Source organism: Flavobacterium sp. B167r (genome assembly GCF_056824315.1).
This window is the reverse complement of record NZ_CP124859.1, coordinates 4325612-4342829: the sequence shown is the minus strand read 5'-3', so window position 1 is coordinate 4342829 and position 17218 is coordinate 4325612. Positions and strand designations below refer to the sequence as shown.

The 17218-nt window shown below is 35.5% G+C and carries 9 protein-coding genes; 8 read left to right on the top strand and 1 reads right to left on the bottom strand.

The features are described from left to right. The first annotated feature begins 84 nt into the window (after positions 1-84). Positions 85-300: a SymE family type I addiction module toxin gene (locus tag QLQ96_RS19110; RefSeq protein ID WP_482492547.1), complete on the top strand. Its 216-nt coding sequence runs from the start codon at positions 85-87 to the stop codon at positions 298-300. 308 nt (positions 301-608) lie between these two features. Here the strand turns inward: QLQ96_RS19110 and QLQ96_RS19105 are convergent, their stop codons facing one another. Further along, the gene (locus tag QLQ96_RS19105) at positions 609-1817 is read right to left on the bottom strand and encodes an MFS transporter (protein WP_482492545.1); all 1209 of its coding nucleotides are present in this window, start codon (positions 1815-1817) and stop codon (positions 609-611) included. A 126-nt stretch (positions 1818-1943) separates the two neighbouring features. Between QLQ96_RS19105 and QLQ96_RS19100 the strand changes: the two genes are divergently transcribed. From QLQ96_RS19100 to QLQ96_RS19070, 7 genes are all read left to right on the top strand, one after another. Further along, a complete protein-coding gene (locus QLQ96_RS19100; protein ID WP_482492543.1) occupies positions 1944-2735 on the top strand; it encodes an AraC family transcriptional regulator in 792 nt (263 codons plus the stop codon). A gap of 190 nt (positions 2736-2925) precedes the next feature. Beyond that, the gene (locus tag QLQ96_RS19095; protein WP_482492542.1) at positions 2926-5112 is read left to right on the top strand and encodes an alpha-L-rhamnosidase-related protein; all 2187 of its coding nucleotides are present in this window, start codon (positions 2926-2928) and stop codon (positions 5110-5112) included. 169 nt (positions 5113-5281) lie between these two features. Further along, positions 5282-6958 carry a glycoside hydrolase family protein gene (locus QLQ96_RS19090; RefSeq protein ID WP_482492540.1) on the top strand — a complete coding sequence of 559 codons (1677 nt, stop codon included), beginning with the start codon at positions 5282-5284 and terminating at the stop codon, positions 6956-6958. A gap of 157 nt (positions 6959-7115) precedes the next feature. Continuing rightward, entirely contained in the window at positions 7116-8240 is a 1125-nt protein-coding gene (locus QLQ96_RS19085; RefSeq protein WP_482492539.1) for a glycoside hydrolase family protein, read from the top strand. Positions 8241-8365: 125 nt separating this feature from the next. Further along, a complete protein-coding gene (locus QLQ96_RS19080; protein ID WP_482492537.1) occupies positions 8366-11710 on the top strand; it encodes a glycoside hydrolase family 2 TIM barrel-domain containing protein in 3345 nt (1114 codons plus the stop codon). A gap of 292 nt (positions 11711-12002) precedes the next feature. Beyond that, entirely contained in the window at positions 12003-15389 is a 3387-nt protein-coding gene (locus tag QLQ96_RS19075) for a glycosyl hydrolase (protein WP_482492535.1), read from the top strand. 294 nt (positions 15390-15683) lie between these two features. Then, positions 15684-17108 carry a sialate O-acetylesterase gene (locus QLQ96_RS19070; RefSeq protein ID WP_482492534.1) on the top strand — a complete coding sequence of 475 codons (1425 nt, stop codon included), beginning with the start codon at positions 15684-15686 and terminating at the stop codon, positions 17106-17108. Positions 17109-17218: the final 110 nt, after the last annotated feature.

Below are 17218 nucleotides of genomic sequence, written 5' to 3'. Positions count from 1 at the left end.
TAATAAATATAAATTTACATTTAGTGTAAATTTATTTTCTTTTAATGTTTGTTTATAGTAATTTTGTGTAAATTATTAATAAATATGAAGCAAGAAAATATAACTCAACAATCAGCAAAAAGACAATTAAAAATTCATAGAAAATACATTTCAAGATCGTATAGTCGTTATGTCATATTTCCTGAGATTCGTCTTTGCGGAAAATGGCTTCAGGAAATCGGTTTTAATTACGGGAATTTCGTAACGGTTGAGCAGGAGAAGAATAAAATTGTTATCACATTAAATAACGAATCAGAATAAATCATGCATTAAAACATAGCCCAAGGTTTCAACCTTGGGAAACGTATTATTGCGTATTTGCATTGCGTTCCCAAGGTTGAAACCTTGGGCTATGTTCTGAAAAGGATTATAAATAAAAAATACATAGTTCCAATCTAGAAAACTATGTGTTTTTTTATGAATTGCCTCCAGTTTCAACTGGAGGTATAAAGCAAGAATAGAAAAAGGCTTTGTATTAATCTATCATCCAGCTAAAGCTGGACGCAATTAAATTAATTATTTTATTAAAAAACTTTGCGCCTTAGCAACTTCGTGGCAAAACTTAAAAATTAAGATTTTTTTCTCCCTTCAATATTTGGTAAAAATCCAGTTATAATACCAATCAAAGGCAGGAATGCACAAATCTTAAATACATATTCTATACTCGTTGCATCGGCGATTTTTCCTAAAACAGCAGAACCTAATCCGCCCATTCCGAAAGCAAATCCGAAGAAAAGACCAGCTACTAAACCGACTTTTCCGGGCATTAATTCAGTTGCATACACCAAGATTGCAGAGAAAGCAGAAGAAATAATCAATCCAATAATTACAGATAAAGTTCCAACCCAGAATAAAGAAACGTAAGGTAACATTAAAGTAAATGGCGCAACTCCAAGAATAGAAACCCAGATTACATATTTTCTTCCTAAACGGTCACCAATTGGTCCACCAATTAAAGTTCCAGCCGCAACTGCTCCAGAAAACAAGAATAAATAGATTTGTGATTGTTGAACTGAAATATGGAATTTATCAATCAAAAAGAAAGTATAATAACTTGTAATACTGCTCATGTAGAAGAATTTAGAGAAAATTAGAATCAATAAAACCGCTAAAGAAACGATAACTCTATTTTTAGATAAATGATGCGTTTCAATCACATACGCCGATTTATTTGCATTTCTCTCAGACATATGATTGCTGTACCAAATTGCAATTTTATACAAAGCAAAAATTCCAATTAAAGCAATAATACAAAACCAAGCCACATAACTTTGTCCGTGCGGAATGATGATAAATGCCGCCAATAAAGGTCCGATGGCACTTCCAGCATTTCCTCCTAATTGAAAGATAGATTGCGCCAAACCTTTTTTACCGCCCGATGCCAAATGTGCTACACGAGAAGATTCTGGGTGAAAAATCGAAGAACCAATTCCGATTAAACTTACTGACATTAGCAAGAAAGTGAAGTTTGTAGCAATTGAAACTAAGAAAAGTCCAATCATTGTGAAACACATTCCGATAATTAACGAATAGGGTTTAGAATTTTTATCGGTATACATTCCCACAAAAGGCTGTAGAATTGAAGCTACGATTTGGTATGTAAAAGTGATGATTCCGATTTGAGTAAAGCTCAGTCCGAAATTGTCTTTGATAAGCGGGTAAATTGACGGAACAATTGCTTGTAAAAGGTCATTGATTAAATGCGAAAAGCTGATGATAAAAAGTATCGAATACGTCGTTTTTTTAATTACTTCTGGTTGTACTTTAACGGTTTCCATGAGTTATTTTTAGGTTAATGGTAATTTTAAAAATAGCAGCTGTCTAATTTTTTACAAAATTGAAATAAATTAGAATGTCAAAATTGCTATATTTGGACAATGAATAGTCAATATCGGACATATAGAATGGCAACGGATTTTGGATACAAAGTAGATTCCTCAATCCCAGTTGTCGGTTATACCGAAATGGTAACCAACGAAGAGTGTATTTCGCACTCCCATCCAAGAGGGCAATTAATCTATGCAACACGCGGCGTTATGAATGTTGTGGTAGGAAATAATATTTGGGTTGTGAATCCGCTTCAAGGCTTGTGGCTTCCGGGCGGAGTAGAGCATCAAGTTACTTTTCAGAAAGACGTAAATTATTACAGTGTTTTTATTGATCCATCTGCAATGAAAGGATTGCCAGAGAACAGTTTCTCGTTTGATATTCCGATGTTTTTAAAGCAATTGGTTTTCAAAATTATTTCTTTCGGAACAATCGGAAAATTAACAGATTCGCAACGACGAATTATTGATGTTTTTTTGGATGAATTGGCGTTAATTATGCCAAGTGCCACTTTTTTACCCACTACAAATGACGAAAGATTGCAAAAAGTGGTAGAACTTTTAATGAATGATGTTTCGAGTAAACAAACGATTGATTATTATGCTGAACTTTCATTTATGAGCAGCCGAACTTTGTCGCGTTTATTCATAAAAGAATTGGGAATGAACTTCAGCGATTGGCGTACCCGAATGAAATTATTGGAAGCGATTAAAAGATTAGGCGAAAAGCAATCCATAAAAGAAATCGCTCTAGATTTGGGTTACGAAACAGCTAGCGCTTTTATTTTTATGTTTAAGAAACATTTAGGTACAACACCTTCTAATTATATTTTAGAAGATGAAAATGAATCTGACAAGATGATTGCTTAGATTATAAATCCGTTTCATCTGGGTTCCATAAAAATTTCAACATCATTTTTTTTAATACTAAAAAAGTGATACCTCATAATTTTTCCCTTAAAAAATTATCAAAAAGTAATGTTTTTTATAAAATAGCAGGATAGTACAGGTTGTGAAATGTAAAGATAACACTTATCTTTAGCTCCAAAATACACTTACTATGCTAAACCGCTTTTCCATTTTCAAACTTTTATTGGTTCTTATTATTTTCTGTCCTTCCGATTCCTTGTTAGCTCAAGAGAAATCAAAAGAAGCGACATGGATTTGGTATCCAGGCGATTTCGAAGTTTGGTTAAGCAATAAAATGCAAGTAAGACGTACAGAACGCGAAGCCGTATTTCCACCGCTTTGGCAATATTACAGTCCGTATGCTTTGGTAACTTTTCAAACCGAAGTAGATATTCCAAAACCAGACGAAGTAAAAATATTTTCTGAAGGACCTTTTCAATTACTTTTAGATGGCGTCCAAATTTACGGACAGCCAAAATCAATAACAATTCCGGCCGGAAAACATAAAATTTCTTTTAAAGTTTACAATCAAGAAGTCTTGCCAGCAATTTATATTTCTGGTCAATATGTGAAATCTGATACTTCTTGGAAAGTAACCAACGAAGACAAACTTTGGATTGACGAAGCTGGAAAAGCACAGCAATCTGGTACGCCGTGGGTTCCTGTTGGTTCTTGGGATTTTAATTCGCCAGAAAACAAACCTTCAGAATTTAAACTTACAACCAAACCTTTAAGTGCTAAAAAAACAGAAAAAATAGCAGGTGGTGAATTAGTAGATTTTGGAAAAGAGACTTTTGGATATATTAAAATTCACGGTTTAAAAGGAAAAGGTAAAGTCTCACTTTATTATGGAGAATCTCGCGAAGAAGCTTTGGATTCTGCTAAATGCGAAACATTAGATCATTTATCTTTTGATGGAAAACAGCCAGAAACGTATACACACGATGGATCGAAAGCTTTTCGCTATGTTCAAGTACAAGCAGATGCTGGAGTAAAATACGATTCGATTTCGATGTTGTATGAATATCTGCCATTAGATTATCGCGGCGCATTCAAATCCTCGGATGAATTATTGAATAAAATTTGGGATGTGTCGGCTTACACGATGCATTTGACTTCCCGCGAATTTTTTATTGACGGAATCAAACGGGACCGTTGGGTTTGGTCTGGCGATGCGTATCAAAGTTATTTGATGAATTATTATTTATTTTTTGATTCGTCTTCTGTAGAACGAACAATGTCTGCGCTTCGCGGAAAAGATCCTGTAACGGCTCACGTAAATATTATTATGGATTATTCACTGTATTGGTTTGTAGGTGTTTACGATTACTACTTGCATACGGGAGATACGAAATTCATTAAAACATATTATCCAAGAATGAAATCACTGATGGATTTCTGTTTAGAAAGAAGAAACAAAAATGGATTCTTAGAACCATTAGAAGGCGACTGGGTTTTCATTGATTGGGCTGACGGATTGCCAAAAACAGGCGAAGTTAGTTTTGAGCAAATGCTTTTGGCAAGAAGTTTAGAAGCTATGGCCGTTAGTGCTGAAATTGCTGGTAAAAATGAAGATCAAAAACAATATCAAAAATTAGCTGCTGATTTAAAAACCAGCTTATTTGATGTTTTTTGGGATAAAAAAGAAAACGTGATGAAGCACCAGCGCATTGATGGTAAAATGCAAAATATTGTAACCAGATACGCTAATATGTTCGGTATTTTCTTCAATTATTTTACGGAAGAACAAAAACAAAGTGTAAAAAATAAAGTGTTACTGAATAAAGATGTTCTTCAAATTACAACTCCATACATGCGTTTTTACGAGTTGGAAGCTTTATGCGCAATGGACGAACAGAAATTTGTTTTAAATGAAATTCGCGATTATTGGGGCGGAATGTTAAATCTCGGAGCAACATCATTCTGGGAAAAATACGATCCAAAACAAAGCGGAAAAGATCATTTAGAAATGTATGGTCGTCCTTACGGAAAAAGCCTTTGCCACGCTTGGGGAGCAAGTCCGATTTATTTATTAGGGAAATATTACTTAGGGGTAAAACCAACCGCTCCAGGGTATTCAGAATATGAAATTAAACCAAATTTAGGAGGTTTGAAATGGATGGAAGGAAAAGTGCCAACTCCAAACGGAGAAGTTGCTGTGTATTGCAGTATCAAAGAAATTAAAGTAAAAGCAGGCGAAGGAGAAGGAAAATTAATTTTTAAAAGTGCAAGCAAACCAAAATCTAACTCGGGAACGATTACAGAATTAGCAAAAAATAAATATCAGCTGGTTGTAAAACCGAATGTGGAGTATATAGTGAATTATAAAGCGCTTTAAGTTCTATGATTCTTGATTCGAATATAGTTTAAAACATACAGTTTGTCATTTCGAGGAACGAGAAATCACACTAGAAATTCCGCAACAATAGTTGGCAATCTTTGTGATTACGAGTGTGATTTCTCCTTTCAGTCGAAATGACAAACTACAAGCAAAAAAATAAAAAACAATGTTTTCAAAAAGTACCAAATACAATTTCAAATTAAAAGCAGCCATTTTCTTTGCGTTAGCATTCTGCATTCAAGCAACAGCACAAAACGCTTGGAAACCAGCTTCATTTGAAATCATAAAATCAAATTACAAGACTTTCAAAACCACTCAATACGCGCATGTTTTTTCAGGAAGTAAACACAATATTGTTCGTTTAGCTCCAGAATTGCAAGGTTTGACGGGAATTGAACTTCCTTTAGATAAATATAAAAATGGAACAAATATTCCATTACAATTAAAGTTTAAAGAGTCAGTTACGGTTTTGGTTGGTGTTTTTCAGGATAAAAATGCTGAATATATTCAATCTGAGAATTTTAAAGATGCCAAATTGGTTTTAGAAAATGGAGTTACAATTACTGGATTGCCTCCAGTAAATGTTTATGCACTTTCTTTTTCAAAAGGAACTCAAACTCTAAATCCACAAGGAAAAGGATTATTTGCGATTTTAGGAGTTGTAAAAGCTTCTGAAAATCTAAAATTAAGAAATGCTGAATTGCCTGACGGAAAACTTTGGAATCCAACTTTTATCGTAGAAGGATTTTCAGATGAAAAACCACTTTTCGAAGTTATCGGAGGAGAAAATAAACCGGTTATTGATGAAGGAATGCTTGGAACTGATGGAATCCAAGGAGGTTTTGAAGGAGGACGTGTGGTAAAAGTGGGCGATACGTATCATATGTTTCCAACAGAAAGAGCTGGTGAAAAAGGCGTTGATTATTACTATGATCGTGTAAAAACTAAAATCGGACATTGGACAAGTAAAGATGCCATTCATTGGAAAAGAGAATCAACAATTTATCAAGCAAGCGGAACTTACGCTGTAACCGAAGATGATAACCCAATGAACGATCGTCGTGCTGCGATTTGGTCGTATATGCCAGTTTTTAATGAAAAAGCAAACAAATGGTACGGTTATTATTTGGCGTATACTGTGAGTAAAGAAATAGAACCAAATCACTCATTTGGAAGAATCTGGCGTTGTGAATCGATGGTAGAAGGTATTGAGGGAATAGGCGGTCCTTATAAAGATATGGGAATCATTATGGAACCGGGATTAGACTCTCAACCTTGGGAAGGACGTCAAGGTGTGGCTTCTTTTTTTCCATACCAAGTCGGTGATAAGTATTTCGGATTTTACAGTGGAGCTTATCCGTTTAATTCTTGGGCAGATTATCCGAAGAAATCAGGAAAAGGCTGGTTTGTGGCTTTAGCCGAATCAAAAAGTTTAGAAGGGCCTTGGTTGAGAATGAACAAAGGTTTGGAACCAATTAAAACAATGCATCCGCTTTTTGTTGAAAATCCGATTGTGAGTCAATTACCAAATGGTCTATACATCGCGATTTTCGATGGAGGCCCAGACGGTTGGGGACATCATTTGCCAAACATGATTGCGTATTCTCTCTCAGCAGATGGCGTTAATTGGGGTGAAGCGCATTATTTGCCAATCGAAACCAAAGTAGATAAATGGTGGGATATTATGAGAACACCGCTTTGTCTAATCCCAGAAGGAAACGACGTTTACACCATAGTTTATAATGCAATCGACTTAAAAAGAAGATTTCATCCAACAGGAATGGTAAAAGTCAAATTGAACAAAGATGTGATGGATTCACGTTTAAAACAATTGAAAAAATAATTTCACGCAGATTTAAAATGATTGAAGCAGATCGGCACAGATTGTTTAAAAAAAATCTAATTAAATCTGCATAAATCCTTTTAAATCTGCGTGAAAAAAAAACTTTGAGTCTTGGCGCCTTCGTGGCAAAAGGAACCAGAAAATATAACCAAGAAAAATGAAAATTAAATATCTCCTAATTGCTGTTTCAGCGCTTTTTATAAGCAGTTGTGCAACCAAATACAAGAAAAGAGAAATTACCGACAGCGTAATGCAAGAAATTTACGAAGAAGTAAAAACACCTTATAAATACGGTTTGGTGATGGTGCCAACAGACAACTCTTATAAAATGGATTGTCCAAGCGTTTTCAGAAAAGACGGCAAATGGTACATGACGTATTTAATTTATGACGGAAGAGGTTACGAAACTTGGTTAGCAGAAAGCGATAATTTACTAGACTGGAAATACCTAGGAAAAGTAATGTCGTTCTCAGAAAATGAAAAACATTGGGATGTCAACCAAAAAGCAGGATATATTTCGCTGCAAGACATGACTTGGGGCGGAAGTTACGAATGGGAAAAATACGATGATAAATATTGGATGAGTTATTTTGGTGGAGACAGTAAAGGTTATGAAGCAGGTGTTTTATCAATTGGAATGGCTTACACAAAAGAAGCGCCAACAAAACCACACGAATTTCAAAGATTAGAAAGTCCAGTTTTAACGCCAAAAGATAAAGATGCTAAATGGTGGGATAATAGTACGATGTACAAAAACAGCGTGATTCGGGATAAAGATAAATTGACAGGGCACAATTTCATAATGTATTACAATGCCCGTGGTGACAGTATAAATCCTGCTAAGGGGGCAGAACGTATCGCAATGGCTGTATCGAACGATATGAAAGATTGGAAACGCTATGGGGATAAACCATTAATCAATCATCACAAAGGAATCTCAGGAGATGCTTATATTCAGCGTATTAATGATACTTGGGTAATGTTTTATTTCGGAGCTTTTTGGACGGGTTGGAATCAAGGCGCATTTAACCGTTTCGCAGTTTCAAATGATTTAGTAAACTGGACGGATTGGAAAGGCGACGATTTAGTGAAATCATCTGAACCTTACGATGATATGTTTGCCCACAAATCATTTGTTGTAAAACATGATGGCGTTGTATATCATTTCTATTGTGCTGTTAACAAAGCAGAACAAAGAGGAATCGCAATTGCAACTTCTAAAGATTTAGGAAAAAGCAAATTGAATTTTGTGGCGCCGCCGGAGAAGAAAGGAAAAAAGTAATTATGAGTTATGTGAATAACTAGTACTCTTAACGAAAAATGACTCCGTTAGGAGTCTTTGGTCGGTAGAAAACAGAATTAAGCCAATGCAAATTTGTCTAGTAGGGACAATTAAACCAAATAATAATGAAACAAAATATAAAACCAATATTAACGTCAAAAACAAAATACAAATATCCATTTTTCAAATTTCGATTTGCGACGTATGCATTTTACATTTTACTATTCACATCTTACACAATACAGGCACAATCCGTAACAGGTGAACCGGCAGGAATTCCAGAACTTCATAAAAAATACGAATTTGCGCCTTGGGAAGATCCAACGGTTACAAGTATCAATAGACAACCGTCTAGAGCAACTTCCTATTCATACACAAGTATTGAAGACGCTTTAAAAGGCGACAGAACCAAAAGCCGAATTCAGATGCTGAACGGTGATTGGAACTTTAAATATGCGGTAAACTTAAAAGAAGCGAATAAAGATTTCTATAAAAATACAGTTTCGGGCTGGGATAAAATCGAAGTGCCGTCCAACTGGGAAATGAAAGGATATGATAACCCGATTTACAAAAGTGCCGTTTATCCGTTTAGACCTATAAATCCTCCTTATATTCCTAAAGATTATAACGGAGTTGGCTCTTACCAAAGAAGTTTTACCGTACCAGAAAACTGGAAAGATATGACAGTTACGCTTCATTTTGGAGCTGTAAGTTCAGGTTTTGAAGTTTGGTTAAACGGAGAATTTTTAGGATATGGAGAAGACAGTTTTCTTCCTTCAGAATTTGATGTTACGCCTTATTTGAAAGCAGGAGAAAATGTAGTTTCAGTTCGTGTAATTCGTTGGACAGATGGTTCTTATTTAGAAGATCAAGATCATTGGCGTATGAGCGGAATCCAGCGTGAAGTTTTCATCATGGCGGAACCAAAACTGCGTATTCAGGATTTCTTTGTTCAAACGAAATTAGACAAAGAATACAAAGATGCGATTTTCAAACTAAGACCAAAAGTAGAAAACCTTACAGGAGAAAAAATCAAAGATTATACTATCAATGTTCAATTGTATGATGCTAATAATACGGCAATGTTCAAAGAACCGCTTAAAAGACCTGTGATTGATTTGATTAACGAAAGTTATCCTCGTTTGGATAATGTTCGCTTCGGATTCTTCCAAGAAAACATTAAAAATCCTAAAAAATGGAGTTCAGAAGAACCGAATTTATATACGATGGTGATTTCGATAAAAGACAAAGACGGAAATCTTACAGAAGCCAAAAGTTGTAAAGTTGGTTTCCGCTCGATTGAATTTTCGAAAGAAAACGGTAAAATGCTCATCAACGGAAAAGAAACCTATGTGTATGGTGTAAACCGTCACGATCATCATCCGACAAGAGGAAAAGCGGTTACGAGAGAAGACATCAAACAAGATATTACGACGATTAAGAAATTCAATTTCAACTTTATACGTACAAGTCATTATCCGAACGATCCGTATTTCTACGAATTATGCGATCAATACGGAATTATGGTTATGGACGAAGCGAATCAAGAAACTCACGGAATTGGCGGTAAATTGAGCAACGATCCTAAATGGACAAACGCTTATTTAGAACGTATGACGAGAATGGTAGAACGCGATAAAAATCATCCATCTGTAGTAATGTGGAGTTTAGGTAACGAAGGCGGAAAAGGACCAAACCACGCCGCAATGTCAGGCTGGGTTCACGATTTCGACATTACGCGTCCCGTTCAATATGAACCAGCGCAAGGAAATGCAAAATTAGACGGATACATTGATCCGCTTGATCCCAGATATCCAAAAACAATCGATCATGCTTACCGATTCGAAAACCCACAAGACGATTCATATGTTGATATGGTCAGCCGTTTTTATCCAGGCGTTTTCACACCGAAATTTTTAGTAGATCAAAAGAAAGATACACGTCCGATTATTTTCGTTGAATATTCACATGCAATGGGGAATTCAGTTGGAAATTTAAAAGAATTGTGGGATGAATTCCGTTCGCTTCCAAGAGTTATCGGAGGCTGTATTTGGGAATTTAAAGACCAGGGAATTGTAAAATACGATTCAAGATCAGGTCAGAATTATTTCGCTCATGGCGGAGATTTCGGCGAAAAATACCATGATGGGAATTTCAATACAAAGGGAATTGTAGATTCTAACGGAAAACCAAAAGGTTCTCTTTTTGAGAACAAATGGGTTTATCAGCCAGCGATTTCAACTTTAAACGGAAATAATTTAGAAATTAAAAATCGTCAGGCGGTTAAATCTTTAGAAGGTTATATTCCGGTTTTGAAAGTTTTAGAAAACGGAAACGTAATCAAAACTCAGATTTTAAAACCATTAAAAGTAGAAGCAGGACAATCGACAACAATAGATGTAAGTTCTTATCTTCCAAAAATGAAGAATGATGCTGAATATCTTTTAAATATTGAATTTCAGCTTTCTGCCGATCAACTTTGGGCTTCAAAAGGATATGTGGTTGCTGAAGATCAATTTGAGCTGAAAAAGAAAGAAGCTTTAGTTTTAAATGCTAAAAAAGAAATTCTAAATGTTTCTGAATCAGATTCAGAATTTAAAATCAAAGGAAAAACTTTCGATATTACGATTGGAAAAACAAACGGAGCTTTGAGTTCATATGTTTTCAACGGAGAAGAACAGGTTTTTGCGCCATTGTTGCCTAACTTCGTAAGACCACTTACAGACAACGACAAACGCGGATGGAAATCGCAAAAGCTTTTGAAACAATGGTATAAAGCAAAGCCAAAATTGGTGAATGTGAAAATTGACAAATCGGCTTCTGAAATCAAAGTGATAAGCGATTACGAAATTATAAAAGACAGTGCGAGCGTAAATGTAGTTTACAACATCAGTCCAGACGGAGTGATAAAAGTAGATTACCGTTTGAAAGCTTCAGACAAATTGCCAAACATTCCAAAAATCGGAATGCAAATGGGCGTTCAAAGAAAATTCGATCAGATTTCTTGGTACGGAAAAGGAGAATTGGAAAACTACAGCGACAGAAGTTTTGGTTCTTTTGCTGGGAAATATTCGCTTCCAATTAATGATTTTATTGAACATTATCCAAAACCACAAGAGAACGGAAACAGATGTGATGTAAGATGGATGGCATTAACAACGCCTCAGAAAAATCAAGGTTTTATTGTAGTTAATGATGCCAAAGCCTTAAGTATGAGCGCTTGGCCTTATACACAAGAAAATCTAAGCGCATCAGGTCATACATATGATTTAAAAGATCCAGGATTCTTGACGTTAAACATCGATTTAATCCAAATGGGAGTGGGAGGAAATGACAGCTGGACAATTGTAGCTCAGCCAATTGAGCAATATCAGATTAAGTCTGGAAATTATCAATATAGTTTTTATTTGACGCCTTTCAGTGGGTCGAAGAATCAGTTAGAAAGTAGTTTGAAGAAGTTTAAGTATTAAAAAATTAAAGATATAGTTTATCATTTCGAGAAACGAGAAATCACACGCGGGATTCGGCACAGATTGAAGACAAACTTTGAGGAGTTTCTAGTGTGATTTCTCCTTACGTCGAAATGACAAAAGGCGCAACATTAACTGATTATCAAACATAGCCCAAGGTTTCAACCTTGGGAAACGTATTGTGTAATCACGTTGCGTCCCAATGGTTGAAACCATTGGCTACGTTATAAATATTGCAAACCCGATAGCTTTCAAAGCCTGTGGGGTTTACAAACGAAATAAAACGATTAAAATGTTTCAAAAAAAACACCTCTTTTTTATCCTCTTACTCGCGAGCATTGTCTCTGCACAGGAAGTCCATAAAAAAGAATTTTTTCAGCCAACGTTAGAATCCTCCAAAACTTGGGTGTATTGGTATTGGATGAAATCGGCGTATTCTAAAGCAGGAATCACAGCCGATTTAGAAGCAATGAAACAAAACGGAATTGCGGGCGCGTATTTAATGACCATCAAAGGACCAGCAAATCCACCGTTGATTGATCCTCCAGTTTTGCAGCTGACTCCTGAATTTTGGGACATGATTAATTGGGCTTTTAAAGAAGCAGATCGTTTAGGTTTAAAACTCGCTTTTCACGGCGCAGACGGATTTGCCGTAGCAGGCGGCCCTTGGATTACGCCAGAAATCTCGATGCAGAAAGTAGTTTCGTCTACAACTGAAATTTTAGGAGGAAAAAAAATTTTATTAAAACTACCTGAAATAGAGCATTATAAAGACTATTACAAAGACATTGCTGTTTTTGCAATTCCTATTAAAGAGTACATAATCACTTCCCAAATTCAAATTCCAAAAGTAACGACATCAAACAATACTGATGCTTCATTTTTGACTGATTCGAAGAAAGATGAAAACTTCAAGTTTGCAGATGTAGGTTGGATTCAGTATGAGTTTGCACAGCCTTTTACGTGCAAATCTATTGTAATTGAAACCAAAGGAAGAGATTATCAAGCACAGCGTTTAATTGTTGAAGTGAGCGATGACGGAGTTCATTTTAAATTCCACGAAAGACTGATTGCACCACGCCACGGCTGGCAGGATATGGATTTTCCAAACACACATACAATCGCACCTGTTACAGCAAAATATTTCAGATTTGTGTATGATCCGGTAGGAACTGAACCAGGAGCAGAAGATTTAGATTTTGCGAAATGGAAACAGAACCTGAAAGTCAGTAAAATTACACTTTCAAATCAGTCCTTAATTAATAATTACGAAGGAAAATCGGGAGCGATTTGGCGTTTGACTCCAGAAACTACTGAGAAACAAATTCCGAATTCAGATGCATTCAAAAAATCAGAAATTATCAATATTTCGAGTTTTGTTGATGTTAATGGTAACCTAAATTGGAAAGCTCCCAAAGGGAAATGGAAAATTATCCGAATGGGACATACTTCTACAGGTCACGAAAATGCAACTGGCGGAGCAGGAAAAGGATTGGAAGTAGATAAATTTAATCCAGAATTAATTCGTTTTCAATTGGATCACTGGTTTGGAGAGGCAGTTCGTTCTGCTGGTCCAGAATTGGCTTCAAAAGTTTTAGAAATTCTTCATTTTGACAGTTGGGAATGCGGAAGTCAAAATTGGTCTTCGGTTTTTCAGGCCGAATTTAAAAAAAGACGCGGTTATGATTTAGTAGAATATCTGCCTGTAATGGCTGGAATTCCGATTGAAAGTGCTGATTTTTCAGAGAAAGTTTTATACGATGTTAGAAAAACAATTAGCGATTTAGTAGCCGATAATTTCTACGGAACTGTTGCTCAAATTGCCAAAGAATATAACGTTAAATTAAGTTCTGAAAATGTCGCGCCAACCATGATGAGTGATGCTTTGCTGCATTATAAATATGTCGATTATCCGGGTGGTGAATTTTGGCTGAAAAGCCCAACACACGACAAACCTTTTGATATGGTCGATGCTATTTCGGGCGGACATATTTATGGAAAAGACATTATTCAAGCAGAATCTTTTACGGCTTTGCGAATGGATTGGGACGAGCATCCGGGAAATCTAAAAACAACTGCAGACCGAAATTATGCGTTAGGAATCAATAGATTATTCTACCACGTTTTTGTACATAATCCGTGGACAGATAGAAAACCAGGTATGACTTTAGACGATATTGGAACTTTTTTTCAAAGAGATCAAACTTGGTGGAAACCCGGAAAAGCGTGGTTTGATTATTGTCAAAGAGTGCAGTTTCAATTGCAAAAAGGAAAACCGGTAATTGATTTGGCAGTTTTTATTGGCGAAGATTTTCCTTCACGTTCTTTTGTGCCAGATCGTTTGGTGCCGTTTATTCCGAATGTGTTTGGAAAAGAAAGGTTGGAAAGCGAGAAAATCCGTTTAGAAAATGAAGGCCAGCCAACTGCAAAAATGCCCAAAGAAGTAACGTATTCTAAAAACATCACCGATTTATCTCAATGGATTAATTCCTTAAATGGTTATCAATACGATTCATTTAACGCAGATGTTTTAATCAATAGAGCGAAAGTTGTAAACGGAAAAGTAACTTTTGAAGGAGGAATCGAATACGGAGCTTTACTGTTCCCAGGAAGTCATAAAATGGCGCCAAATAAAATTTTGTCTTTGGCTTCAGCCGAAAAAATTCTGCAATTGCTAAAAGACGGAGCAACAATTTTTGTAGATGAAAAACCAACTATTCAACCGGGAATTCAATCAGAATCAGATCAAAAGAAATGGCAGAATGTAATTGATGAAATTTGGAATAACGGCAATTTATCTTCATGGAAAATCGGAAAAGGAACGGTTGTCAAATTGCCATATTTAGGAAATGATTTTGCTTCAATCGGAATTACACAAGACGTTTATTTTCCAAATCTCAACAGAGCCGATTCAGAAACTATTGCTTGGGCGCACCGAAAAGCTGATAACGAAGAAGTATATTTTCTTTCCAATCAAAAAGAAGAAAAAAGGCAGTTTGAAGCTTCGTTTCGCATAGTTGGGAAAATACCACAATGGTACAATCCGGTTACCGATAAAACTTCGGCTTTAGCCAATTGGAAAATTGAAAACGGAAGAACAATTGTCGCTTTAACTTTAGATAAAAATGAATCTGGGTTTGTTATTTTCAAAGAAGAAACCAAAGCAATTTTAGCTCAAGGAAAAACAGCTGAATTTGAAAAAGTTCAGGTTTTAGATGAAAACTGGGAACTTCAGTTTGATCCAGAATTTAAAGGTCCGAAAGAAGTCGTAAAAACAAATAAACTTTTTGATTGGAGCACTTCTGAAAATGATCAGATTAAATATTATGCAGGAACTGTCATTTATAAAAAAGAGTTTGTTTGGAAAGGAAAAGATGCTAATAATATCTGGCTTGATTTAGGTGAAATTGCTAATATGGCTGAAGTTTCAATCAATGGAAAAGATTGCGGAACACTTTGGACTTTCCCTTTCAAAACAGATATTTCGCAAGCATTGCAAAAGGGAAAAAATACAATTGTAATAAAAGTGACAAATACTTGGGTAAACCGATTAATTGGTGATCAAAAATTGCCAAAAGAAGAAAGATTAACGTGGACAACAGCACCATTTAGATTGGAAGGAAATCCGTTGCTAAAAGCTGGATTATTAGGTCCAGTAAGTATTGTAAAAGAAAAATAATTTTTTTGCCACAGATTAAAAGATTAGAAAGGATTTTTAATCTGTGAAAATCTTTTATAGTGGCATAAAGAAAAAATGAATTGCCTCCAGCTTTAGCTGGAGGTTTAAAAAAATATAAGTAAAGGGTTTTAGCCAAACTAACAATTTGGCTAAAGCCCAATGAGGAGAAAAAAAATGTAACCTTCAGTTAAAACTGGAGGCAATTGAAAAAAATAAAAGAGCCACAGATTAAAGGATTTTAAAGATTAAAAATCCTTTATAATCTTTTAATCTGTGGCAATAAAAAAAATAAAAATGAAAAGATCAATTGTAGCTTTTTTAGTAATTCTATCAAGTCTTCAAATCAATGCAAAAATCAAAATGCCAGCATTGTTTAGTGACAATATGATGCTACAGCAAAAATCCAACGCACCAATTTGGGGCTGGGTAGAAAAGAATGCAAACGTTACAGTCAAAACCTCGTGGAATTCTAAAATTTACAAAACAAAAGCCGATGCTTCTGGTAAATGGAAAACAGAATTGCAAACCCCAACTGCTGGCGGACCATTTACAATTGAAGTGACCGAAGGAACAGAAAAAGTAACGATTAAAAACATTTTAATTGGTGAAGTTTGGCTTTGTTCAGGGCAATCAAATATGGAAATGCCTTTAAAAGGATTTCAAGGGCAGCCAGTTAAAAACGGCAACGAAATCATCGTTAAATCGACAAATAAAAACATTCGTTTGATTACGATTCCAAGAGCTACAGTTTTGGAACCCTTGGATAATTTTGAAGGAAAATGGGAAGAAGCTTCTCCAAAATCAACTTCAAATTTTAGTGCAACGGCTTGGTATTTTGGATCGCTTTTGCAAGAAGTTTTAAATGTTCCTGTGGGATTAATTCATGTTTCGTATGGAGGGTCAAGCATGGAAGCGTGGATGAATAAGGAAATGCTGAAAGATTTCGCAAGCGCCAAAATTCCGACTACAAAAGAAGAATTAGCAAAAGATCCAAATCGTGTTCCAACGACTTTGTTTAACGGAATGCTTTCACCTGTTATTGGTTACGGAATCAAAGGCTGTATTTGGTATCAGGGAGAATCAAATTATGAAAGAGCAAATGAATATACCGCTTTAATGAAGAAAATGGTAAGCAGTTGGAGAACAATGTGGAATCAAGGCGATTTTTCTTTTTATTTCGCTCAGATTGCACCGTTTAATTATGCTTCATTTCATCCGAAAGATTATGTGGAAAAATATAATTCGGCTTATTTGAGAGAGGCTCAATTTAAGGCTTCAAAAGAAATTCCGAATTCGGCAATGGCAGTTTTAATGGACGTTGGAGAAGAAAATAATATTCATCCAATGGACAAAGAAAAAGGAGGGAATCGTTTGGCTTTTCAAGCTTTAGCAAGAACATACGGAATTGAAGGTTTCGAATTTGAAAGTCCAAAATACAAATCGATGGAAATTAAAGACGGTGCTGTAACGGTTTCTTTTGATGATGTGGCAAACGGAATTACGTCTTACGAAAAAGAAGTTACAGGTTTTGAAATTGCAGGAGCAGACAAAGTTTTTTATCCTGCGAAAACGGTTGTAAGAAGAAAATCGGTTATTCTAACTTCTGATAAAGTTACCAAACCAGTTGCAATACGATATTTATGGAAAGATTTCGCAAAAGCGGAATTGTTTAGTGCGGGAGGTTTACCAGTTTCTTCATTTAGGACTGATGAATGGTAATATTTACGCTTCCTGCAAGGTTTTCAAAACCTTGTAGGTGTCTTATTTGAAGCTCCAGAATGGCATATTAATACCTACAAGGTTTTGAAAACCTTGCAGGAGAACGAAAA

Bases quoted from the DNA above. Each gene is read 5' to 3' on its own strand.
- QLQ96_RS19110 (WP_482492547.1), top strand. From the start codon at position 85: ATGAAGCAAGAAAATATAACTCAACAATCAGCAAAAAGACAATTAAAA.
- QLQ96_RS19105 (WP_482492545.1), bottom strand. From the start codon at position 1,817: ATGGAAACCGTTAAAGTACAACCAGAAGTAATTAAAAAAACGACGTAT.
- QLQ96_RS19100 (WP_482492543.1), top strand. From the start codon at position 1,944: ATGGCAACGGATTTTGGATACAAAGTAGATTCCTCAATCCCAGTTGTC.
- QLQ96_RS19095 (WP_482492542.1), top strand. From the start codon at position 2,926: ATGCTAAACCGCTTTTCCATTTTCAAACTTTTATTGGTTCTTATTATT.
- QLQ96_RS19090 (WP_482492540.1), top strand. From the start codon at position 5,282: ATGTTTTCAAAAAGTACCAAATACAATTTCAAATTAAAAGCAGCCATT.
- QLQ96_RS19085 (WP_482492539.1), top strand. From the start codon at position 7,116: ATGAAAATTAAATATCTCCTAATTGCTGTTTCAGCGCTTTTTATAAGC.
- QLQ96_RS19080 (WP_482492537.1), top strand. From the start codon at position 8,366: ATGAAACAAAATATAAAACCAATATTAACGTCAAAAACAAAATACAAA.
- QLQ96_RS19075 (WP_482492535.1), top strand. From the start codon at position 12,003: ATGTTTCAAAAAAAACACCTCTTTTTTATCCTCTTACTCGCGAGCATT.
- QLQ96_RS19070 (WP_482492534.1), top strand. From the start codon at position 15,684: ATGAAAAGATCAATTGTAGCTTTTTTAGTAATTCTATCAAGTCTTCAA.